Genomic DNA, 22036 nt, shown 5'->3' with positions numbered 1-22036 from the left:
GTTCCCCCTTGCAAGCATCGTCCACCCTTAACTTTACCGGCCATCCTCGCGAATTGCAATCAAAAAAAACCTTGCGGAAATGAACCCGCAAGGCCCTTTCCAGTTCCTTGCCTCCGCGCAGGGCGGAACAAGGATCGGAAAGAATAAAGAAAAGGGAGAGGAGAAACCGGAGGAAGAACTTATGGGGAAACGTAAGTCTTCTCCGTCACTGGCAACAACGCGTCAAGCGTGTTGCCATTACTCATTATGGACCGTTTGCCGATTTCTATACATGAATGGCGAAAAAATTCCGTAGTTTGACGATCATCAACTTTATGGTAAGATTACCATGAAAACAACGAATCAAATGGATGACAAGGCCACCTTGAAACGGTGAATTGGGTGAAGGCGATGAGAGTCATTTCCGGGACATGCAAAGGACGGCGTCTGCAAGCGGTTCCAGGGATGTCGACGCGGCCGACGACCGATAAAGTCAAAGAAGCGATATTTAATATGATCGGGCCATATTTCTCAGGCGGCAACGGTCTTGATTTGTTTGCTGGCAGCGGCGGCTTGGGCATCGAGGCGCTCAGCCGAGGAATCGAGCGCGTCATTTTCGTCGATCAAGACAGGAAAGCGGTGCAGACGGTCCGAAAAAACGTGGCGGCCTGCGGGCTTGAGAAGCGGGCGGAAATTTACTGCAACGACGCCGAGCGGGCGCTGAAGGCGGTAGCGAAGCGCGGCCTCCGCTTTGCGGTTATTTTCCTTGATCCGCCGTACAAAGAGAAACAGTGGCCGACGTTGCTGTCGTCGATCGCCGGGCGTCAGTTGCTGGAACCGCACGGCGTCGTCGTCGCTGAACACTCGGCGGAGGCGGAGCTGCCGGAGGAGGTCGGCGGCCTGACACGATGGAAGCGGGAAACATACGGTATCACCGGTGTGACGATTTATAGATGGGAAGGGGATGGAAGCGATGGCGAGCATTGCGGTTTGCCCCGGGAGCTTTGACCCTGTGACGTACGGGCATTTGGATATTATTAAACGAGGGGCGAAAGTGTTTGATCAAGTGTATGTGGCGGTGTTGAACAACTCGTCGAAAAAGCCGCTGTTTACTGTCGAGGAGCGGATCGAGCTGCTTCGTGAGGTGACGCGGACGCTTCCGAACGTCCATGTCGAAGCGTTTCACGGCCTGCTTGTTGATTACGCCCGCAGCAAAAAAGCGAATGCCATTTTGCGCGGCTTGCGCGCTGTGTCCGATTTCGAATACGAAATGCAAATTACGTCGATGAACCGCGTTCTTGATGAAAACATTGAAACGTTTTTTATGATGACGAACAGCCAGTATGCGTTTTTAAGCTCGAGCATCGTCAAAGAAGTGGCGAAATACAACGGCGATATTTCCGAGCTCGTGCCCCCGGTTGTTGAGCAGGCGCTGAAGCGGAAATTTGCGTCCACGGCCGCTGATTGACGCTTCCTTATGAAAGCCGCTTAAGCGAACATTGCAGTCGGCGCCGGCCCGGTTTTGCCGTCAAGGGCGGCTCACGGCTGAGACGACGCGAACCGCCCCGATGGCTTTTTGCTGCCAAAAAGCTGGGCGCTCAAGCGTCTTATGAGCGCCCGCGCGATTTACTGACCGCCTTGATGACGAGCCATATATAAAGGCAAAGGAACAACAGTGTCAGGAGCGGCCCGTATTGCTGCAGCAACCGCCAGCCTTCATTCCAAGCGCTGTCTTTTGCGGCGTGAAGAAACGCTGGGATGTGGGTCGGCATCCCGCCGGCTGTTTTGATGTACAACGGTTTCCAAAGCAAGTATGTAAAGGAAGCGGCAAACACTCCGTGCAGCAAGCGCGCGATGAAAAACGGCTGAAAGCGGATGTTCGCTTCGGCGAGAATGCTGGCGACTTGCGCTTGGACGGAAAAACCGCCAAAAGCGAGGACGAAGCTTGTTGCCACTGCTTTTTCCATCAGCATCGCCTCATCGGTCTGACTGATCATTTGGCTGCCGAGTGTAATTTCAAACAAGCCGGAAAACACTGGGATGTCAAGCTGCTCCGGCAGCTGGGCAAGGCGGAGCAGATGGCGCAGCAATGGGGCAAGCTGTTCGGTCAAATGCATCATATACAGAAGTTTATTCATAACCGAAAAGAGAATAATAAAACCGCCGATCATTAACAGTGTTTGGACAGAAGAGCGCACGGCGTCGCCAAGAAGTTTGCCAAGCGGCTGTTCGTTTTTCAGTCGCGTGCGGTGCAGTGTGCGCAGCGCATACGGGAGCGAAAATGAGCGTGGCTGCCGCTTCGATTGCCTCCGTTCTTTTCGGATGCCGTGAAAGCGCATGATCAGCCCAACGCTAATGTTTCCTAAATAGTGGGAAACGGCCAGCACAAGGCCGAGTTGCGGGTTGTTGAAAAATCCCGCTGATACAGCTCCAAAAATAAAAAGTGGGTTGGATGAATTGGTGAACGACGAGAGCCGTTCGGCTTCAATCGTCGTCAGCTGTTTTTCCTGGTACAGGCGGGCGGTCAGCTTGGCTCCAGACGGGTAGCCGGACGCCATTCCCATGGCCCAGGCGAATCCGCCGACGCCCGGGACGCGAAACAACGGGCGCATGAGCGGCTCGAGCAAGACGCCAAGGAAGCTGACGACGCCGAAGCTGATGAGCAGCTCCGAGACGATAAAAAACGGCAAAAGCGATGGAAAGACGACCTCCCACCACATATTTAAACCGCGAATGGACGCTTCAAGCGACTGTTTTGGATAGCAAATGAGCGAAAACGCAAACAAGGTGGCGGCGGAAGCGAGCAATACGGTTTTCCATTTCGCCCCCCAATTTTGTTTCACTTTTCCCCCCCCTTTTTTTGCCGTGCGGTTTCTTGTAGTACAACCTCATATAACCTAATATACGAGCATAGGGGGGCGTTTTAGACCATAAGATGAAAGCGGATAGCGCTGCGACAAAGGGGGGAGGAGGCGTGCCGCCAAAAGTCGGATTGGCGCTCGGGTCGGGAGGAGCGCGCGGGTTCGCCCATCTTGGGGTATTGAAAGTGCTCGAGGAGGAGCATATTCCGATTTCCTATTTGGCCGGCAGCAGCATCGGCGCGCTCGTCGCCGTCCTTTACGCAAGCGGCCATGGCCTCCATCGTCTCTATCGGTTGGCTCAATCGTTTCGACGCAACGATTTTCTTGACTGGACGGTGCCGAAAATGGGACTGATCGCTGGCGAGCGCATCACGCAGTTTATTCGCTTGTTGACGAAAGGGAAACGAATCGAGGAGATGTCCCCGCCTGTGGCTGTTGTCGCCGCTGATTTGCAGACAGGGGAGAAAGTCGTGTTTCGGCAAGGGGAAGCAGCCCAGGCGGTGCGGGCGAGCATCTCGATTCCTGGCATTTTTGTGCCGGCGGAGGTGAATGGCAGACTGCTTGTCGACGGCGGCGTCGTTGACCGGGTGCCAGTGTCGGTCGTCCGAGCGATGGGAGCGGATATTGTCATCGCCGTCGATGTCTCTCCGCTCAACACAAAGGCGGAAATTGCGTCGATCGCCGATGTCATTTGGCAGAGTCTCGATATTTTGCAAGCGGAACTGGTAGCTCACCGTCAGCTCGCCTCAGACGTTATGATCCGGCCGCGAGTCGAACAGTATAGCTCGCGGGCGTTCAAGGATATTGAGGAAATCATCGCTCGCGGGGAAGAGGAGGCGCGGAAGCAAGTGGGAGCGATCCGTCAAGCGATCGAACAGTGGAAGGAGCCATCACACGAATGAAAAAACGGACGTATATTGCCCTGTTTTTCTTTGGCGCCGCCCTCACCTTTCTGCTTATTTTTATGAAGCTGCCGTATTATGTGACGATGCCGGGAAGCGCGCAAAGTTTAAAGCCGCTCGTTCACGTGGAAAACGGCGACCGCGATAAGGGAACGTTTATGCTTACGACGGTGCGGATGGGGCGGGCGAATGTGATAGCGTATTTGTTTGCCCATATCCGCCCTTTTTATGAGCTTCATCCGGTCGAGGAAATCAAGCAGGAAGGGGAGAGCGACAAGGAATATACGATGCGCCAGCTTGAGCTCATGGAACAGTCGAAGGAAGCGGCGATCGTCGTCGCTTATCGCCACGCCGGAAAGCCGGTGTCGTATGAACCTCATGGCGTTTATGTCATGAGCGTCCTCCCTGATATGCCGGCCGCCGGCCGTCTAGAGACCGGCGATCGCATCGTCGCGATCGACGGAAAGCCGCTCGGCACATCGGAGCAGATGGTCAACTACATTCGCGGAAAACAAGCGGGTGATCGCGTCCGCGTCGCATTCATTCGCGGCCGGAAGCGGCAGGAAACAGAGCTCGAGCTGAAGCCGTTTCGACAGCACCCGAACCAAGTCGGCCTTGGGGTGACACTCATGACCGATTATGACGTCCGCACCGACCCGCCGGTTGACGTGGAGTCGGAACAAATCGGCGGACCGTCGGCTGGGCTCATGTTTTCACTTGAAATTTACAACCAACTTGTCGATGAAGATATTACAAAAGGTCATAAAATCGCTGGCACCGGAACGATTGATCTTGACGGAAACGTCGGGCCGATCGGCGGTGTTTCGCAAAAAGTCGTGGCCGCTGACCGCGAAGGAGCCGAGGTGTTTTTCGCTCCGAACGAACATGGTGCGCCGACGTCGAACTATCGCGAGGCGGTGCGGACGGCGAAAAAAATCGGGACGCATATGAAAATCGTCCCGGTCGATACGTTCGACGAGGCAGTTCGTTATTTGCGTTCGATGCCGGAAACGTAAATCGGCGCCGTGGCGTATTCTTCTTTCAGCGCGGCGCTGTAGAGCGGCTCCGGAAAAGCGGCGGCGTACACAGCTGCCGCTCTTTTTTCTTGCTCATAAAGAGAGTCGCCGTTGAGTTTGGATGCTCTGGCGACGAGCGGGAGCGCAGCGCTTTTTTTCACCTGCTTTAAGTAGCGGCGGCCGGCTTCACTCATGCCGAGCAGCCGGATATAGGTCGGGTTGGCCGCTTTGGCTTGCTCCTCCTTTGTGAAATTCGTCAACACATGCGCACATAGGCGTTGCAGCCTTGTCCAGGTGTATCGCTTCGTTTTGACGGCGGCAATGAAGGCGGCAAACGTTTCGGCGTGGGCGATGTGTTGCTTCAGCCGGTGTTCGATCCCTTCCTCCACGCCGGCGATGCGGCGCAAGTCGGCCTCTGTGGCGGTCAACAGCCGATATTTTAGGAGCGGAAAATACACTTCCCAATCGTGAAAGCGCCCGTATGTCTCCCGATATTGGCGGAGTTGTTCGAGCGCAGCGGGCGGAACGTACGCCGCGATCGACTCGAGACGACCGGTTTGTCGCAATGTTTTCCGCAGGCTGGTGGCGCTCGCAATCGACGGGTGGGAAAATGATTCGTCATGATAGCCGGCGGCCAGCCGCGGAATCGTGCGCGGCATCATCGCCAGCTTGTTTTGCCAAATGGCTTTCACATACGCAAAACCAAGCACGTTGTTTGGCTTGGACAAATCAAGCGGAGCGGCGCCGAACTTTTGCCACGCTTCAGCGGCGGCTTTCGGAAAGCTTTGTCCGCGCGCCAGCCCGGTGCGGATGAGGGAATCGAACGTTTCCTTCTGTTCAAGCCATGTTTTGGCCGCGGATAAAAAAGCGGAAATTTCCCCCGATTCGCTGCCAAAGCAAAGCTCTTGGCAGCCGATCGCCGCAAGCAGCTGCACCGCCCCATGTGCGAACTGTTCAGCCGCTTGCACAGCGAAGGCGTACGGCAGCTCGATGACCACATCTACGCCGGCGGCGAGCGCCATTTTTGCCCGCGCCCATTTGGAGACGATGGCCGGCTCACCGCGCTGCAAGAAGTTTCCGCTCATGACGGCGATCAAACAGTCCGCATCTGTCTTTTGTCTCGTTTCGTTCAAATGGTGGAAATGACCGTTGTGAAACGGGTTGTATTCCACGATCACGCCGACGGCTTTCACCTTTTTTCGCTCCTTTCATGGCGATTCGCGCGGCTTGGCCGCAACGAAATGGCTGTCTATTCTATCTGAACTTAGTATGGAATAGAAAGCGGCGAAGATCAACGGCAACATGCGGTGAGGACAGCAAAAGAAACGAAGCGGTCGACCGTTTTCCGATGTCCGCGCGCCGACCGTGCATGTTCAAAATGGCATTTGGAAATGATGGGAGTATGCCGTTCTTTTCCCAAGGAATGAGTGGTTGTAAAGAAAAAACATTGACAAAACTAGAAACGAAACGTATAATTTTATTCGTTGCCTTGAGGTGATGATATGAAATGGACGGTCCAACAGCTTCGCCGTTTTCAACATAAGGAAATGGCGATTGATGAGACGGTCGATGTGTCCGATTTAAAACAAATTGACACGTTGATCCGCGATATTTCGCCGGTGCACGTCCGAGGAAAAGCGGATGTCGGGTCGACGAAATTCACGTTTCATTTGACGTTGTCTGGAACGATGGTGTTGCCTTGTTCGCGGACGCTTGTCGATGTGGCGTATCCGTTTTCCATTCAGACGACAGAGACGTTTTTTGCGGATGGCAGCGGCATCGTGGAGACCGATGAGGACACCCATATGGTGGCGGGGGACACGATTGATTTGAATCCCATCATCCGCGAGTTGATTTTGCTTGAAATCCCGTTGCAGCTTATCGCCGAAGGACCGGTTGCCGGCGGAGCGCCGCAACATGGGGAAGGATGGGACGTTCTGTCGGAAGAAGAATGGGAGAAAGCGATGCAAGAGCGGGAAAAGAAAGTAGATCCTCGCCTTGCAGGGCTGGCCAAGTTTTTCGAGGAAAAACGAGAGGAATGATCGTGAGTCGGCGTTGCCGGCCGATGGCGCCGAATATTGCGCACCGTCCGGCAGCCGCCTTGTGTGCCGGCGGACGGCGGCCTCGAGGTTGACTGATCCGCCGGCATGGATATGCCAAAATGCGCCCGACAAGGAGGTGGGAATGATGGCAGTACCTTTTAGAAGAACATCGAAAACGAGAAAACGGCTGCGCCGCACACACTTTAAACTGCAAGTGCCAGGCATGGTGCAATGCCCGAACTGCGGCGAATGGAAATTGGCGCACCGCGTCTGCAAAGCATGCGGAACATACAAAGGAAGAGATGTCGTCAACAAATAATGGCCGACATCGAACGACAGGCTGTCCGAAAAGAGGACAGCCTTTTTGATTGTCTGCAAAAAATCAACGCTGTTCGTCTAGGCGGCAGTTTTTTTCGTCGTGAGGCAGGAAATTGAAGAGAACGCGCCCAATTCATTGATGTGATGAAGAAAGGAGAGACGTGCTGATGGAAGCAATGTTGGAGCATCATGACGGCATTGCACTGTTTACGATTTGCCGTCCAGAGAAACGGAATGCGATCAATTTTGCCGTGATGGGGGCGCTTGAGGAGGCGATGGAACAGGCGGCGGCTGATCCACAGGTGAAAGTGTTCGCCATTACCGGCGCCGGCAGCGAGGCGTTTTGCTCCGGCGGCGATTTGAGCGAGTTTGGGCATTTGCGCGGCACGGAGGCAAGACAGATGCTCATGCGCATGGGAGAGCTGCTGTACAGGCTGCTGACGTTTCCGAAGCCGACGGCCGCCCTTGTCAACGGAACAGCGATGGGGGGCGGCTGCGAGCTGGCGACCGCTTGCGATTTTCGCTTTGCCAAAGAAGGAAGCCGGATCGGATTTGTGCAAGGCCGGCTTGGCATTACAACCGGCTGGGGAGGAGCGTCGATGCTGTTTGCCAAACTTCCGTACGGGCGGGCGCTTGACTTATTGCTGCGCGCCGAGCCGATGACGGCGGAGGCGATGGAAGCGTGCGGTTGGGTTGACGCCATCCTGCCAGCCGAACATTGGCGCGAACAATGGCGTGAACGGCTGGCGCCTTATGCGGAGCGGTCGCTTTCCGTCTTGCAGGCATATAAGGCCGCAGCCGGCGAAAAATGGCGAACAGCTTGGTTTCGAGAGCGGTTTTTCGCCGAGATCGCCCGTTGCGCCGAGCTGTGGGGGTCGGCTGAACATGAACAGGCATTGCGTCCTTTTTTGTGTAAGAAGTAATTTTTTCCTTCTACCGTTTCTACTAGCCGCATACATATAATGACAAAGCGGCGATAAGGGGGGAAGGGGATGACGGGAGTACGTCAAGATGCATGGACGAAAGAAGAGGATGAGTTGTTGGCGAATGTTGTGCTTCAGTATATTCGCGAAGGCGGCACCCAGCTGGAGGCGTTTGCCGAAGTCGGGCGGCGCTTGTCGCGGACGGCGGCAGCGTGCGGATTTCGCTGGAATTCGTGCGTTCGCAAGCAGTACAAGGAGGAGATCGAGCAAGCCAAGCAAGAACGGAAGATGCGAAAAAAAGAAACCCCATCAACAAAGGAAAGCGAGGGGCAGGAGAAGGTGGAAGCGGCAGTCAAAAGCCATTTGTCATGGGCGGAAGTGCTGGCCTTTTTGCAAGCTGAGGAGCAAAAGGCGCGCGACGCTCGACGGACGGCCGATGAAAACCGGGCGCTCAAAAACGATATGGAGCAGCTGCAGCAAATGGTAACGAAGTTGCAAATGGAAAAAGAATCGCTGCAAAAACAACTAGCTGCGATCCAGGAGGAGTATAAAACGCTGCTTTCCATTATGGAGCGGGCGCGCAAAATGGTGACAGACAGCGGGAAACCGGCGCCGAATGCAGTGGCTGAAGGCGTCGACGAAGGGTAAAGGCTGGCTTTTCGCCGGCTTTTTTTCTTAACGGAAGAAGAAGATCTCTGCTAAAATAAGGCTAACGCCATGTTGCAAGAAAGCGGGGGAGAAGGATTGAACATTGGGATTGTCGGCGGCGGAGCAGTCGGATTGCTGCTCGCCGCTTATCTTGGGCGGCGCCATGGGGTGACGGTCTATACGAGGCGTCCGTCCCAAGCAAGGCAGCTTGCCGAGCATGGTGTGGCGCTAAAAAAAGATGGCGAGACATCGGTCGTGGCGGTGCGCGCGCAGCCGTTTGCTGGAGCGGAGCTGGACGAGCCGCTCGTGTTTGTGACCGTCAAACAGTACGATCTCGCTTCCGTCTGTGCGCAAATCGACGCGTTTCGCCGCGTTCGCACGCTCGTTTTTTTGCAAAACGGCATGGGACATCTCGAGCAGTTGACGATGTTTGCCGACAAAAATGTCCTCGTCGGCGTCGTGGAGCATGGCGCAATGAAGCTAGATGACCGGACGGTGGCGCATACGGGCGCCGGAAAGCTGACACTTGCTTCCCGCTACGGTTCACTTGGCGACGCCCGGGAGCTTCGGGAAGGGGAGCGCGGCTTTCCGATCGAATGGGCCGATGATTGGGAGCGCATTCTTGTGGACAAGCTTGTCGTCAACGCCGTCATCAATCCGCTCACCGCTCTATTGCAAGTGAAAAACGGGGCGCTGCTAGAAACGGCTCCGTACCGCGATATGATGAGGCAGCTGTTTGATGAGGTGCGGAACGTGCTGCCGCTTGAAGACGCCAATCGGGCGTGGGAGCGCGTCGTCCGCATATGCCAAAAAACAGCGGACAACTATTCGTCGATGTATATGGACTTGGCGAACGGGCGCCGGACGGAGATTGACGCCATTTTGGGCTATGTGTTGAAACAAGGGGAGGCGCGCGGCGCTATGCTGCCGGTCGTCCGCTTTGTCTTTTGCGCGGTGAAAGGGAAGGAAGGGAGAGAGACGGATGGGTGATTGGCTCGCTTCAACGCTGGCGACGTTTGTGACCGCGCCGCTTCTGCTGTTTTTGCTCGTCTACTTCGGAGCACGCTTGGTCGGCAGGCGGAGGCGGGCAGCGTTTTACGCCGCGGTCAACGCTGCGACTGTTTTTTTCATCGCCGCTGTCTATTTTTTGCTGACAGTGCTGTTTGGGAAATCGTACTTCGTTCCTCTTCTTCTCTTTTTGTTTGGTCTGCACGCGGCGATCGCGCTTGGCTATTGGCGGAAAAAGGCGGACTTTCGGTTGCGGACGGTGTTCCGCGTCTTTTGGCGGGCGAGTTTTCTCATTTTTGCCTCCCTTTACGCCGGGCTGCTTGTATACGGAATGGCCATTCGCGTTGCGATGAGCCTTTAGTGTGGCCGAGCAAGCCTTTTTTCTCTTGGCAATAAACGTGCTATACTCATGAAAGAATACATAAGAAAGGGAGTTTTTAGCCATGGAAGTTCGCGAAATTCCGTTGCCAGCAGCGACGAAATTGGCGGCTGATTACATAACCGGCGCGTTTCCAGCAGAGAGCGGCTTCGCTTATGCCCAGGCGGACGATGAAGCGTTTTGTCGGCGGTTGGCCTATTTGCAAGGAAGAACCTATGACCGAGAAGGGCTTGCCGACTATTTGCGTGCTTATCACCGGCGCTTCTCGGCGAGTGTGGCTACGATGGCAAACATTGAGAAACTGCGCAATGAGCGAAGCGTCGTCATTGTCGGCGGGCAGCAAGCCGGGCTGTTGACTGGGCCGCTGTATACGATTTATAAGATCATCACCATCATCCAGCTTGCCAAAGAGCAGGAACGAAAATTGGGCGTGCCGGTCGTGCCGCTGTTTTGGATCGCCGGCGAAGATCATGACATCGCGGAAATCGATCATGTCTATGTCGTTGAGGAAGGAGAAGTAAAAAAAGCAGCGTACCCACACAAAACGAACGAAAAACGGATGGCCGCCGATGTGCTGCTGGACCGGATGGCTGCGAAAGAGTGGATCGAGCGCGTCGTCAAAACATATGGGGAAACGGACGTGACGAATGAGCTGCTCTTCTTTTTGTCATCGTGTCTTGATGAGGCGCGCACGTTTGTCGACTTTTTTGCCGCCATTGTGCTCCGGTTGTTCGCTGATCACGGTTTAGTTGTTTTGAACGCTGGCGATGCGGCGGTGCGGCCGCTTGAGCGCCGCTTTTTCGCTGCGCTCATTGAACGCCATCGCGATGTGACGGCCGCGGTGCTCGCTCAGCAAGAGGCGTTGCGCACGCTCGGATATGCGCCGCTGATTGAAATCGGTCGTGACGCGGCCAACTTGTTTTATTACGACGGCCGTGAACGTTCGCTTTTGCAGTATGATGAGGAACGCGGCCTGTTTCACAATAAAGCGGGAACTCTCGTTTGGACAAGAGAAGAGCTGCTTGAGCTTGCCGAAACGAATCCGGCCCGTTTAAGCAACAATGTCGTCACCCGTCCGCTCATGCAAGAGCATTTGCTGCCGACGCTCGCTTTCGTTGCCGGACCGGGGGAGATCGCTTATTGGGCGGAATTGAAAGAGGCGTTCCCGCTTTTCGACCTAGAAATGCCTCCAGTCGTGCCGCGTCTGCAGGCGACGATTGTCAGCCGTTCGCTGCAAACCGACCTGTCCGATATCGGCCTTGAGGTGGCTGATGTATTGACTGGGCGGCTCGATGAAGCAAAGCGGGAGTGGCGGGAGGCGACCGCTCAAGCGCCGCTTGCTTCGGCGTTTGCCAAAGCGAAGGCGGACATTGACGCGGCGCACCGGCCGCTTCGTGAGCTTGGGGTGGCGATTGACCGCGGATTGGAGGGATTGGTGGCGAAAAATGCCGCCATCCTTCAGGCGCAAATCGAGTTTCTTCAGCACGCGCTCGAGCGGGCGCTGTTGCGCAAACATGAGACGGAGTGGCGGAAATTTTGGCGCATCGAGACGTCGCTTCGGCCGAACGGCGCGCTCCAGGAGCGGGTTTGGAACGTGTTTTATTACATCAACCGCTACGGATTTGATTTTGTAGAAAAACTTTTGGCCATTCGCAGTCCTGGCAATGGAATGCATAAAATTGTATATATGTGAGGCTTTTTCAAAGAAAAAGTCGAAAAGAAACATCCTGCTTTGAGCAGGATTTTCTTTTTTGTGAAATGAATTGTAAAAAAACAACATTCATTAAATGGAAATAAAAGTAAAGGGGTGAAGCCGCCAGGATGGCTGTGATTGGCCCGTCCGACAAAAAGAAACAAAAAAGGACGTTTTTTTACAAAAAAAGCTAAAATTTTGTCCATCTTTGCGATATAATAAGGAGGCGGCCACTGGCCGATGTGAGTGTGGCTTTACGCAACGAAGGTGGTGGACATGTGTTTCAACATACAACAGTGTTGCTGAAAGAGGCAGTCGATGGGCTGAACATCCGCCCTGACGGCATTTACGTCGATTGTACGCTGGGCAGCGGCGGCCATAGCGAATATTTGCTCTCCCGTTTGTCGGAACATGGGAAGCTGTTTGCCTTTGACCAAGACGAAGCCGCCATCATGCATGCGCGCGAACGGCTCGCCCGCTACGGCCGGCAAGTGCAGTTTGTGCACCGGAACTTCCGGTTTTTGCAAGAGGAGCTTTCGGTGCTTGGCGTCAAGTCCGTCGACGGCGTCTTGTTTGATTTGGGTGTTTCTTCACCGCAGCTTGACGAACCCGAGCGCGGCTTCAGTTATCAGCACGATGCGCCGCTTGATATGCGGATGAACCGCAAGCAGCGGCTGACGGCGGCGGAGATTGTCAACTGCTGGCCATACGAGGAGCTCGTCCGCATCTTTTTCCGTTACGGCGAAGAGAGGTTTTCGAAGCAAGTGGCGCGCAAAATCGAGGAAGTGCGCCGCACGAGGCCGATTAAAACGACGGGGGAGCTCGTTGATGTGATCAAGGCGGCGATTCCCGCCCCGGCTCGCCGCAGCGGCGGACACCCGGCCAAACGCATTTTTCAGGCGCTCCGCATCGCGGTCAACGACGAACTTGAGGCGTTTCGCGAGGCGCTCGAGCAGGCGATCGAACTGCTTGCACCCGGTGGACGGGTGAGCGTCATTACGTTTCATTCGCTTGAAGATCGCATTTGCAAAGAAACGTTTAAAAAGGCGAGCGAAAGTCCGCCATTGCCTCCGGGGCTTCCGGTTCTCCCCGACGACTACCGCCCCGTGCTGAAAATCATTACAAAAAAACCGATCGTTCCTTCCGAGGAAGAGCTCGAACGAAACCACCGCGCCCGTTCGGCCAAACTCCGCATTGCCGAAAAGCTAAAGCTGTAGATGACGAAAATAGCGGGGAAACACAACCAATTTCAATGTGGGCGCCGCCCATTGCGGCGAAAAACGAATGCATGGAGAAACAGGAGGGGAAAAATGTGAACGATGCAGCAGTCAAAGTCGCGCGTGAACAACGACATCCGGCGGCACCGCCAAGCCCGAAGACGCGGCGGAAGCAGCGCTTTCGCCTGTCGCTGGCTGAAAAGATGCTATTTGTGTTGTTTTTCTTGTTTGTCTTCTATGCGGCGGTTCATATCGTCTCGAACCAAGTGCGCATTTACGAATTGAACAAAGGGGTGCAAAAGCTCGAGGCGTCGATTGACGAGCAGAAAAAGGAGAACAATGACCTATATGTCGAGGTGCAACGGCTGAGCGCGTACGAACGCATTTTGCAAAAGGCAAAAGAGCTCGGTTTGTCGCTCAACGAAAACCATGTGAAAGTTGTGCAGGAATGATCGGTGATGGAGGCAAGAAAGCATCGCAACACCCATCAGGGAGCGTTCATCCTGTTTTGCCTGTTCGGCTTTCTCTTTTCTCTGTTGTTCGCCCGCTTTGTGCAGCTTGAATGGACCGGCAAAGCGGACGGCCAAACGCTGGCTGTGATCGCGGAGCGGCAGCATCAACAAACGCGGACGATCAAGGCGAAGCGCGGAACGATTTTCGACCGCAACGGCGCCATTTTGGCTGAAGATGTACCGTCGTATACGGTTGTGGCCATTTTGGATCCGAAGATGACAACCGATCCAGATCATCCGCACCATGTGGTCGATCCGAAAAAAACAGCGGAACAACTCGCCCCGTTGCTTGGCATGGACGTCGAGGCGATGGAACGCATTTTGACCAAAAAAGCGAAGCAAGTCGAGTTTGGGGCCTACGGCCGCAACATCAGTTTTGAGCTGAAGCGAAAAATCGAAGCGCTCCATTTGCCAGGCATCGCTTTCATCCGCGACACGAGCCGGTTTTATCCGAACGGCATGTTTGCGTCGCACGTCATCGGCTATGCGCAAAAAAATGCAGCCAACGAAACGGTCGGCAAAATGGGAGTGGAAAAAGAGCTTGACCGGTATTTGCGTGAAGAAGACGGCTATGTGTCGTTTGCCGGCGACATAAACGGCTTCCGCCTCCCCGGGGGGAAAGAGCGCATTGTCAAGCCGGACAATGGGGCAAACGTCTATTTGACGATTGACGGAAAGATTCAATCGTTTTTGGAAGATGCGATGAACAGCGTCGAGAAGCAATACAAGCCGAAAAAAATGATCGCCATCGTCGCTGATCCAAAAACAGGGAAAATTTTGGCGATGGCGACGCGTCCGAGCTTTGACCCAAACAAGCGTGATATTACGAACTTTTTAAATGACGCCATTTCCTATCCGTATGAGCCGGGATCGACGATGAAAGTGTTCACGCTCGCGGCGGCCATCAACGAAGGAGTGTATAACGGCAACGAAACGTATCGCTCCGGTTCCTACAAAGTGGGGCCGAACACGATCCGCGACCATAACGATGTCGGCTGGGGGACGATCACGTTTAATGAAGGGGTGCAGCGCTCTTCAAACGTCGCCTTTTCGATTTTAGTGAAAGAAAAGCTTGGTGAAGATCGGTTTTTGCAATATTTGCACCGTTTCCATTTTGACCGGAAAACGGGCATCGATTTGCCGAACGAAGCGGTCGGACAAATCCGCTATCGCTACCCGATTGAACGAATTACGACCGGATTCGGCCAAGGGACATCGGTGACGCCAATCCAGCAAATCCAAGCGGCGACGGCGATCGCCAACGATGGGAAAATGATGAAGCCGTATGTCATCGAGAAAGTCGTCGACCCAGACAGCGGCAAAGTCGTGCTCGATCATGGGCCGACCGTGGTCGGCGAGCCGATTACGGCGGAAACCGCGCGCAAAGTGCGCGCCATTTTAGAGACGGTCGTCACGTCCGAGCACGGCACCGGCCGTCCGTACCAAATCAACGGCTACCGCGTCGCCGGCAAAACGGGGACGGCGCAAATTCCGTCGGCTTCCGGGGGCTATTTGACCGGACGGGAAAACTACATTTTTTCGTTTTTAGGCATGGCGCCGACGGATGATCCGAAGCTTCTCATGTATGTCGCGGTCCAACAGCCGCACCTCGATGTGACTGAAACCGGAGCGGCGCCGGTGTCGCAAATTTTTACGACGGTGATGAAAAGCAGTTTGCAATATTTGCATATTGAACCGAACGGGGAAAAACGAATGAAAGCAAAGACTGCCCAACCGCAGGCGCTTGATTCATGGATCGGCCAGCCGGCGGCTTCGGCAGCAGAGCAGCTGAAGGAAAAGGGATATGTGCCGGTCGTGATCGGCCGCGGCAAATATGTTGAGCAGCAGCTTCCGCAAGGCGGCGATCACGTTCTTTTGGGCGAACGGGTCGTGTTGAAAACGGACGGGGCGGCAACGATGCCGGATTTGCGCGGCTTCTCGCTGCGCGACGCTATGAAAGTGGCTCATATACTCGGCTTGCGGCCGAGCACGAAAGGGACCGGCTATGTCGTCAGCCAAAACATTCGTCCGGGAGCGGAGGTGCGCAAAGGCGATTATTTAATTGTTGAATTGGCTCCGCCGCGCCAATGGGAGAAAGAGGCGGCGGAGAAGGAGAAAGAGGCGGCTTTACGGAAAGAAGCCGAGCCGCATGAATGATTTTTGCCGTTCTATAACGGGGCGTACAAGCATATAGTGGAACGAGCCCACCATGAAGGAGGTTCCGCCATATGCGCGTATCGTACGTTACCGTGCGCAAGCGGTTGACGATCGTGTTTTTGATCGGGATTTTGATCTTTGCCATTATCGATCTCCGTCTCGGCTACGTCCAATTTTGGCTCGGCGATCTATTAGCGGAACGGGCGAAAGGGCTATGGGGCCGGAACATTCCGTTTGAGCCGAAGCGAGGCGAAATTTTGGACCGCAACGGCGTCCCGCTGGCGACGAACATGAGCGCGCCGACGGTGTATGTCATTCCGCGGCAAGTCAAAAACCCGGCAGAGGCGGCGAAAAAGCTGGCCGGGGTGCTGGGTGGTTCGATCGAATCCATCTATAAACAAATCACGCAAAAAACGTCGATCGTCCGCCTGAAAGAAGGGCGGAAAATTTCCGATGAAAAAGCGGCGAATGTGCGCTCCCTCGACTTGGATGGGGTGTATATCGCGGAAGATACGAAGCGCTACTATCCGTTTGGCAGCTATTTGTCGCACGTGCTCGGCTTCACCGGCATTGACAACCAAGGGCTCACCGGGTTGGAGCTGTATTATGACAAGGAACTGAGGGGCGAGCGCGGCTCCGTGCAGTTTTATTCCGATGCGAAAGGGCGGCGCATGCCCGATATCGCTGATGACTATACGCCGCCGACTGACGGCTTGAATTTGGTGTTGACGATCGATTCGCGCATTCAGACGATCATTGAGCGCGAACTTGACATCGCGGAGGCGAAATACAATCCGGACGGCATCATCGCGATCGCCATGGACCCGAACACCGGTGAAATTTTGGCGATGGCGAGCCGGCCGACGTTCAATCCAGCGGATTACCGGAGCGTTCCTCCGGAAATTTACAACCGCAACTTGCCGATTTGGAGCACGTACGAACCGGGATCGACGTTTAAAATCATTACGCTGGCCGCAGCGCTTGAGGAACATAAGGTGAATTTGCTGAAAGACCATTTCTTTGACCCGGGCTACGCCAAAGTAGCCGGCGCTACGCTTCGCTGCTGGAAAAAAGGCGGCCACGGAGATCAGACGTTTTTGGAAGTCGTGCAAAACTCGTGCAACCCGGGGTTTGTCGAGCTTGGCGAGCGGCTTGGAAAGGAGACGTTGTTTCGTTACATTAAGCAATTCGGTTTTGGTGAGAAAACGGGCATCGACTTGCAAGGCGAAGGAACAGGCATTTTGTTTGATTTGAAACGGGTCGGGCCGGTGGAACTGGCAACGACGGCGTTTGGCCAAGGAGTGTCGGTGACGCCGATCCAGCAAGTCGCTGCCGTGTCGGCGGCAATCAATGGCGGCATTTTGTACACTCCATACATTGCCAAGCAGTGGGTCGACCCGGAAACAGGAGAGATCGTCCGCCGCAACACGCCAAAAGCGAAACGGCGCGTCATTTCCGAGGAAACATCGAAACAAGTCCGTTACGCACTTGAGAGCGTCGTCGCTCAAGGAACAGGGAAAAAGGCGTATGTCGAAGGGTACCGCGTCGGCGGCAAAACGGGAACGGCGCAAAAGGCGCAAGGCGGCCGCTATTTGCAAAACAACCATATCGTTTCGTTCATCGGCTTCGCTCCGGCGGATGACCCGAAGCTTGTCGTGTACGTCGCCGTCGACAACCCGAAAGGAACGGTTCAGTTCGGCGGCACGGTCGCTGCCCCGATTGTAGGAAAAATTATGGAAGATAGTTTGCGCACGTTGGGCGTGAAGCCCCGCAAAGACCAGCTCGAGAAGGAGCGCGACTGGAACGAGCCGAAAGTCATTGAAGTGCCAAACTTGATCGGAATGACAAAAAATGATTTGCAAGAGCAGCTTTTTGACTTAAAATTAGATGTTAGTGGCGAGGGAGATGTCGTTGTTGAACAATCCCCGAAGCCAGGGGCGAAAGTGAAAGAAGGTTCAACGGTCCGCATTTATTTGGCGAAACGCGAAGCGGTAGAAGAACGGTAAGACGAACGCGCAAGGGGCGACCGATGCGATGACACATCGGGTTGGTTGTGCCCCTTTTTCCGCTGTCTGCCTAACGGAGCGGACGATTTCGAAGCGAAAGGGATGAACGAAATATGAAACTGCTGACGCTGCTGTCACACTTGCCCGGTTTTTGGGTGCACCATGGAGGCAATCCCGATATCGTGGCGCTCGAAATGGACTCGCGCCGCGTTGCCCCCGGTTCTCTCTTTTTTTGCCTTAAAGGGTTTACAGTAGACGGACACGACTTTGCCGAGGAAGCGGTGGCGCGCGGAGCGGCGGCGATCGTGGCCGAGCGGCCGCTTTCCGTTGATGTTCCCGTCGTTCTTGTGTCGGACAGCCGGCGGACGATGGCGATTTTAGCGGACGCGTTTTACGGGCGGCCGACCCACCGCCTACATTTAATCGGAGTGACAGGCACAAACGGCAAGACGACGACAACGTCGATCATCGAACAAATCGCGAGAAAAGCCGGCAAGAAAACAGGGCTCATTGGCACGGTTCACATCAAGGTCGGCGACCGCTCCTATCCGGCGGCCAATACGACGCCGGAGTCGCTCATTTTGCAGCGCATGTTTAAACAGATGGTCGATGAAGGAGTGGAGTTTGTCGCCATGGAAGTGTCGTCGCACGCGCTGCACCAAGGGCGGGTGCATGGCTGCGATTACGATGTGGCCGTCTTTACGAACTTAACGCAAGACCATTTGGATTATCACGGGACAATGGAAGAATATCGGAACGCCAAAGGGCTTTTGTTTGCCCAGCTCGGCAACCGCTACGACGAACGGCGGCCGAAATTTGCCGTTCTCAATCATGACGATCCGGTTTCGCAGTATTATAAACATATGACGGCCGCGCCGATCGTCACATACGGGATGAGGGAAAAAAGCGATGTGATGGCGGAACAGATCCGCATGACCGCAGGCGGCATGGCGTTTCGGCTTTGCACGCCGCACGGATCGGCGGCGGTCGAAACGAAACTTGTCGGCTCGTTCAATGTCTATAACATTCTCGCCGCTGCCGCTGCCTGCCTTGCCTCTGGCTTTTCGCTTGAAACGATCGCCGCGGCGCTTGCGGATGTCGAGCCGGTGCCGGGGCGGTTTGAAACGGTTGATGAAGGGCAAAACTTTACGATCATCGTCGATTACGCCCACACGCCGGACAGTTTAGAAAATGCCTTAAAAACGGTGCGCCAATTGGCGAAGCGAAACGTGTATGTCGTCATCGGCTGCGGCGGCGACCGCGACCCGTCGAAACGGCCGCTCATGGCGCAGGTGGCGGTGCGGTATGCGGATGTCGCTATTTTTACCTCCGACAATCCGCGTTCGGAAGACCCGAAGCAAATTTTGCGCGACATGGAAGCGGGAGTAAGCGCTGAGATCGGAAAGCATGTGACGATTCCTGACCGTGAAGAGGCGATCCGCTACGCCATTGGCCAGGCGCAGGAAGGCGATGTTGTGTTGATTGCCGGCAAAGGGCATGAAACGTATCAAATCATTGGCAACGATGTGATTGAGTTTGACGATCGCGCTGTTGCCCGAGCGGCAGTGAAGGAGAGAGGATGACCATGATCGCATACAGGACGGTGCAATCGATGGCGGTGGAGGCGCGCGGCATTGTTGATGAAACGATCCGCTTTCACGCCGTGTTCGTCAACCCAGCCAAACAAGTGAAAAAAGGGTTGTTCGTTCCGCTCGAAAACGGGGCGGAAACATTGAAAACGGCGATTGAACACGGAGCGATCGCTTCATTTTGGCGTCTGGGAGAGCCGTTGCCGCGCTACATTCCAAATCAATTTCCGATCTTTTTCGTTCCGTCGCCGCTCGAGGCGGCAGCGGCATTGTTCGAGCGATACTTGGAGCAAGACCGTGCAGAGGGTGTGCAGTTTTTCTTCGCTCTTCCTGAAGACAGCCCCCTTGCTGGCGAGGCTGTGCGCCGCCGACTGGCGGAATTGGAGAAGCGATGGCTGGACGCTCGGCCGTTTAAAGGATGTGACGATGCATGCCAGAACAAGCGATCGTGATTGCCATGGCGGTTTCCTTTCTCATCACTGTCGTTTTGTCGCCGCTGTTCATCCCGTTTTTGCGGCGGTTGAAATTCGGACAAAGCATCCGCGAGGAAGGGCCGAAGTCGCATCAAAAAAAATCAGGCACGCCGACGATGGGCGGCATCATGATTTTGTTGGCGATTGTGGCGACGACCTTATGGATCACACCAAAAATCGCCGGCTTGTCGACGAGGACGTATTTGCTGTTGTTGGTCACCGTCGGCTATGGGGTGCTCGGCTTCCTCGACGATATGATCAAAGTCGTGATGAAGCGAAATCTTGGCTTGACGAGCCGGCAAAAATTTATCGGCCAGCTCCTTATCGCAGCCATCTTTTTTGCCGTCTACCGCCAAAGCGGCTTTTCGACGGTGTTACATATTCCCGGCGCCGATTGGTCGGTCGACCTCGGATGGGCGTACGGCGTGCTCTTGTTGTTCATGCTTGTCGGCGGTTCGAACGCTGTCAACTTGACCGACGGGCTTGACGGGCTGCTTGCCGGAACGGCGGCGATCGCCTTTGGCGCTTATGCCGTCTTGGCTTGGAATCAAGGCCAGTACGATGTCGCTGTATTTTGCGTCGCTGTTGTTGGCGCCGTGCTTGGCTTTTTAGTGTTTAACGCCCACCCAGCGAAAGTGTTTATGGGCGACACCGGCTCGCTCGCACTTGGCGGGGCGATCGCCGCTGTCGCTGTCCTGACGAAGCTTGAGCTGTTGCTTGTCATCATCGGCGGTGTGTTTGTCATCGAGACGCTGTCGGTCATCATTCAAGTGGCTTCGTTCAAAACGACGGGACGGCGCGTGTTCCGCATGAGTCCGCTTCATCATCATTATGAGCTTGTCGGCTGGTCAGAATGGCGGATCGTTGTGACGTTTTGGGCCGTCGGCCTTTTATTTGCGATGCTAGGAATTTATATCGAGGTGTGGATGTAATTGAAACCGACTCGTTTTTATCAACATCGTCGTGTGCTTGTCATTGGATTGGCGAAAAGCGGAGCGGCGGCAGCTCGGCTTCTTGCGGAGTTAGGCGCTAAGGTCGTCGTCAATGATCAAAAGCCGCTTTCGGAAAACATGGAGGCCAAGCAGCTTGAACCGCTGGGCATTCGCGTCGTTTGCGGCGGTCATCCGCTTGAACTGCTTGATGAGCCGTTTGACCTTGTCGTGAAAAACCCGGGCATTCCGTACACGAACCCGATGGTGAAAAAGGCGCTTGAGAAGGGGCTTCCGGTTGTGACCGAAGTGGAGCTTGCTTATCACATTTCCGAAGGGCCGTTTATCGGCATCACCGGGTCCAACGGAAAAACGACGACGACGACGCTCATTTACGAAATGTTAAAAGCGGACGGCCAAGATCCGCTGCTTGCCGGCAACATCGGCCTTGTCGCCTGCGAGGTGGCGAGGGAAGCGAAGCCGGGGCAATGGCTTGTCACGGAACTGTCTTCGTTCCAGCTTGCCGGCATTGACAAGTTTCGCCCAGCCATTGCGGTTTTGCTCAATATTTTCGACGCCCACTTGGACTACCACGGAACGAAAGAGGCGTATGCAGCGGCAAAGGCGAACATTTTCCGCAATCAAACGGAGCGCGATTATGCCGTCGTCAATGCCGACGATCCGCTCGTGATGAACATTGCCTCCTCGGTTCGATCGCAAAAAGTGCTGTTTTCGGCGACGAAGCTTCTTGGCGAAGGGGCGTACGTTCAAGATGGCGCCATCTATTGGAACGGTGATCCAGTTATCAGAATCGCTGACATCGTTCTTCCTGGACAGCACAATTTGGAAAACATTTTAGCGGCGGTGGCGGCCGCCAAGCTGGCCGGCGCCAGTGATGAGGCGATCCGCCAGGTGCTGGCGACGTTTTCCGGCGTGAAACATCGGCTTCAGTATGTGGCGGAAATTGACGGCCGGCGGTTTTACAACGACTCGAAAGCGACGAACATCTTAGCGACGCAAAAGGCGCTTTCAGCGTTTGCCGGCGAGCCGGTCATTTTGCTCGCTGGCGGGCTTGACCGCGGCAATGAGTTTGATGATCTTCTCCCGTATTTGCAACAGGTGAAGGCGGTCGTACTGTTCGGCCAGACGGCGGATAAAATCGGCCGCATCGCCCAAAAAGCGGGAATAGAAACGATCCGATATGTCGATAATGTGGAAAAAGCCGTCCCGGTTGCTTTCGAGCTTTCCGAACCGGGCGACGTCATTTTGCTCTCTCCAGCATGCGCCAGCTGGGATCAATACAAAACTTTCGAGGAGAGAGGGGACATTTTTATCAATGCCGTGCATAAGTTGAAATAGAGGGAAAGGGACAGCCCTTCCCCTC

21 protein-coding genes are annotated in these 22036 nt (G+C 54.9%); 19 read left to right on the top strand and 2 right to left on the bottom strand.

Features of this window, described 5'->3' with window-relative positions:
• Window positions 1-390 precede the first annotated feature (390 nt).
• Together rsmD and coaD are read left to right on the top strand one after the other, a co-directional pair.
• Complete coding sequence (rsmD, locus tag CWI35_RS04735) at window positions 391-987, top strand: 16S rRNA (guanine(966)-N(2))-methyltransferase RsmD (RefSeq protein WP_011230598.1); 597 nt, start codon at window positions 391-393, stop codon at window positions 985-987.
• On the top strand, window positions 953-1447 hold the full coding sequence (coaD, locus tag CWI35_RS04730) for a pantetheine-phosphate adenylyltransferase (RefSeq protein WP_011230599.1): 495 nt from the start codon (window positions 953-955) through the stop codon (window positions 1445-1447). Before rsmD ends, coaD begins: the two co-directional genes overlap by 35 nt.
• A 139-nt stretch (window positions 1448-1586) precedes the next feature.
• Here the strand turns inward: coaD and ylbJ are convergent, their stop codons facing one another.
• Entirely contained in the window at window positions 1587-2822 is a 1236-nt protein-coding gene (gene ylbJ, locus CWI35_RS04725) for a sporulation integral membrane protein YlbJ (protein ID WP_011230600.1), read from the bottom strand.
• Window positions 2823-2953: 131 nt separating this feature from the next.
• Here ylbJ and CWI35_RS04720 point away from each other — a divergent pair, with 131 nt between their 5' ends.
• Together CWI35_RS04720 and CWI35_RS04715 are read left to right on the top strand one after the other, a co-directional pair.
• The gene (locus CWI35_RS04720) at window positions 2954-3742 is read left to right on the top strand and encodes a patatin-like phospholipase family protein (RefSeq protein WP_011230601.1); all 789 of its coding nucleotides are present in this window, start codon (window positions 2954-2956) and stop codon (window positions 3740-3742) included.
• Window positions 3739-4758, top strand: coding sequence for a SepM family pheromone-processing serine protease (locus tag CWI35_RS04715; protein WP_011230602.1), 1020 nt, complete (start codon window positions 3739-3741; stop codon window positions 4756-4758). The genes CWI35_RS04720 and CWI35_RS04715 overlap by 4 nt, the downstream gene beginning before the upstream one ends.
• Here CWI35_RS04715 and CWI35_RS04710 read toward each other — a convergent pair.
• The gene (locus CWI35_RS04710; protein WP_014195366.1) at window positions 4731-5951 is read right to left on the bottom strand and encodes a nucleotidyltransferase; all 1221 of its coding nucleotides are present in this window, start codon (window positions 5949-5951) and stop codon (window positions 4731-4733) included. The genes CWI35_RS04715 and CWI35_RS04710 overlap by 28 nt on opposite strands.
• Window positions 5952-6260: 309 nt before the next feature.
• Between CWI35_RS04710 and CWI35_RS04705 the strand changes: the two genes are divergently transcribed.
• From CWI35_RS04705 to murD, 15 genes are all read left to right on the top strand, one after another.
• Complete coding sequence (locus CWI35_RS04705) at window positions 6261-6800, top strand: YceD family protein (RefSeq protein WP_119877530.1); 540 nt, start codon at window positions 6261-6263, stop codon at window positions 6798-6800.
• A 145-nt stretch (window positions 6801-6945) separates the two neighbouring features.
• On the top strand, window positions 6946-7119 hold the full coding sequence (gene rpmF / locus CWI35_RS04700; RefSeq protein WP_011230605.1) for a 50S ribosomal protein L32: 174 nt from the start codon (window positions 6946-6948) through the stop codon (window positions 7117-7119).
• A gap of 166 nt (window positions 7120-7285) precedes the next feature.
• Window positions 7286-8041: an enoyl-CoA hydratase/isomerase family protein gene (locus CWI35_RS04695; RefSeq protein ID WP_011230606.1), complete on the top strand. Its 756-nt coding sequence runs from the start codon at window positions 7286-7288 to the stop codon at window positions 8039-8041.
• Window positions 8042-8110: 69 nt separating this feature from the next.
• Entirely contained in the window at window positions 8111-8689 is a 579-nt protein-coding gene (locus tag CWI35_RS04690; protein ID WP_011230607.1) for an RsfA family transcriptional regulator, read from the top strand.
• A gap of 69 nt (window positions 8690-8758) precedes the next feature.
• The gene (locus tag CWI35_RS04685) at window positions 8759-9679 is read left to right on the top strand and encodes a 2-dehydropantoate 2-reductase (protein ID WP_014195370.1); all 921 of its coding nucleotides are present in this window, start codon (window positions 8759-8761) and stop codon (window positions 9677-9679) included.
• Window positions 9672-10058 carry a DUF3397 domain-containing protein gene (locus CWI35_RS04680; protein ID WP_011230609.1) on the top strand — a complete coding sequence of 129 codons (387 nt, stop codon included), beginning with the start codon at window positions 9672-9674 and terminating at the stop codon, window positions 10056-10058. Before CWI35_RS04685 ends, CWI35_RS04680 begins: the two co-directional genes overlap by 8 nt.
• A gap of 82 nt (window positions 10059-10140) precedes the next feature.
• On the top strand, window positions 10141-11769 hold the full coding sequence (gene bshC / locus CWI35_RS04675; RefSeq protein WP_011230610.1) for a bacillithiol biosynthesis cysteine-adding enzyme BshC: 1629 nt from the start codon (window positions 10141-10143) through the stop codon (window positions 11767-11769).
• Window positions 11770-12047: 278 nt separating this feature from the next.
• Entirely contained in the window at window positions 12048-12986 is a 939-nt protein-coding gene (gene rsmH, locus CWI35_RS04670; protein WP_119877529.1) for a 16S rRNA (cytosine(1402)-N(4))-methyltransferase RsmH, read from the top strand.
• A 95-nt stretch (window positions 12987-13081) separates the two neighbouring features.
• A complete protein-coding gene (gene ftsL, locus CWI35_RS04665) occupies window positions 13082-13438 on the top strand; it encodes a cell division protein FtsL (protein WP_011230612.1) in 357 nt (118 codons plus the stop codon).
• 6 nt (window positions 13439-13444) lie between these two features.
• The gene (locus CWI35_RS04660; RefSeq protein WP_011230613.1) at window positions 13445-15655 is read left to right on the top strand and encodes a penicillin-binding protein; all 2211 of its coding nucleotides are present in this window, start codon (window positions 13445-13447) and stop codon (window positions 15653-15655) included.
• 71 nt (window positions 15656-15726) lie between these two features.
• Window positions 15727-17661, top strand: a complete 1935-nt coding sequence (locus CWI35_RS04655; RefSeq protein WP_011230614.1) for a stage V sporulation protein D — start codon at window positions 15727-15729, stop codon at window positions 17659-17661.
• 113 nt (window positions 17662-17774) lie between these two features.
• Entirely contained in the window at window positions 17775-19244 is a 1470-nt protein-coding gene (locus CWI35_RS04650; RefSeq protein WP_047757728.1) for a UDP-N-acetylmuramoyl-L-alanyl-D-glutamate--2,6-diaminopimelate ligase, read from the top strand.
• A complete protein-coding gene (locus CWI35_RS04645) occupies window positions 19241-19702 on the top strand; it encodes a hypothetical protein (protein ID WP_011230616.1) in 462 nt (153 codons plus the stop codon). The genes CWI35_RS04650 and CWI35_RS04645 overlap by 4 nt, the downstream gene beginning before the upstream one ends.
• Window positions 19681-20655 carry a phospho-N-acetylmuramoyl-pentapeptide-transferase gene (gene mraY / locus CWI35_RS04640; RefSeq protein WP_011230617.1) on the top strand — a complete coding sequence of 325 codons (975 nt, stop codon included), beginning with the start codon at window positions 19681-19683 and terminating at the stop codon, window positions 20653-20655. Before CWI35_RS04645 ends, mraY begins: the two co-directional genes overlap by 22 nt.
• Window positions 20656-22011, top strand: a complete 1356-nt coding sequence (gene murD, locus CWI35_RS04635; protein ID WP_013145847.1) for a UDP-N-acetylmuramoyl-L-alanine--D-glutamate ligase — start codon at window positions 20656-20658, stop codon at window positions 22009-22011. It abuts the gene before it with no gap.
• Window positions 22012-22036: the final 25 nt, after the last annotated feature.

Origin of the sequence: [Bacillus] caldolyticus, assembly GCF_003595605.1 — a bacterium.
Taxonomy (GTDB): Bacteria; Bacillota; Bacilli; order Bacillales; family Anoxybacillaceae; genus Geobacillus; species Geobacillus thermoleovorans.
Note: the sequence above shows the minus strand (reverse complement) of the source record. Positions and strands in the feature narration are given on the sequence as shown.

Coding starts and splice junctions, on each gene's coding strand:
- rsmD (WP_011230598.1), top strand. CDS start 391: ATGAGAGTCATTTCCGGGACATGCAAAGGACGGCGTCTGCAAGCGGTT.
- coaD (WP_011230599.1), top strand. CDS start 953: ATGGCGAGCATTGCGGTTTGCCCCGGGAGCTTTGACCCTGTGACGTAC.
- CWI35_RS04715 (WP_011230602.1), top strand. CDS start 3,739: ATGAAAAAACGGACGTATATTGCCCTGTTTTTCTTTGGCGCCGCCCTC.
- CWI35_RS04705 (WP_119877530.1), top strand. CDS start 6,261: ATGAAATGGACGGTCCAACAGCTTCGCCGTTTTCAACATAAGGAAATG.
- rpmF (WP_011230605.1), top strand. CDS start 6,946: ATGGCAGTACCTTTTAGAAGAACATCGAAAACGAGAAAACGGCTGCGC.
- CWI35_RS04695 (WP_011230606.1), top strand. CDS start 7,286: ATGGAAGCAATGTTGGAGCATCATGACGGCATTGCACTGTTTACGATT.
- CWI35_RS04690 (WP_011230607.1), top strand. CDS start 8,111: ATGACGGGAGTACGTCAAGATGCATGGACGAAAGAAGAGGATGAGTTG.
- CWI35_RS04685 (WP_014195370.1), top strand. CDS start 8,759: ATGTTGCAAGAAAGCGGGGGAGAAGGATTGAACATTGGGATTGTCGGC.
- CWI35_RS04680 (WP_011230609.1), top strand. CDS start 9,672: ATGGGTGATTGGCTCGCTTCAACGCTGGCGACGTTTGTGACCGCGCCG.
- bshC (WP_011230610.1), top strand. CDS start 10,141: ATGGAAGTTCGCGAAATTCCGTTGCCAGCAGCGACGAAATTGGCGGCT.
- CWI35_RS04660 (WP_011230613.1), top strand. CDS start 13,445: ATGGAGGCAAGAAAGCATCGCAACACCCATCAGGGAGCGTTCATCCTG.
- CWI35_RS04655 (WP_011230614.1), top strand. CDS start 15,727: ATGCGCGTATCGTACGTTACCGTGCGCAAGCGGTTGACGATCGTGTTT.
- CWI35_RS04650 (WP_047757728.1), top strand. CDS start 17,775: ATGAAACTGCTGACGCTGCTGTCACACTTGCCCGGTTTTTGGGTGCAC.
- CWI35_RS04645 (WP_011230616.1), top strand. CDS start 19,241: ATGACCATGATCGCATACAGGACGGTGCAATCGATGGCGGTGGAGGCG.
- mraY (WP_011230617.1), top strand. CDS start 19,681: ATGCCAGAACAAGCGATCGTGATTGCCATGGCGGTTTCCTTTCTCATC.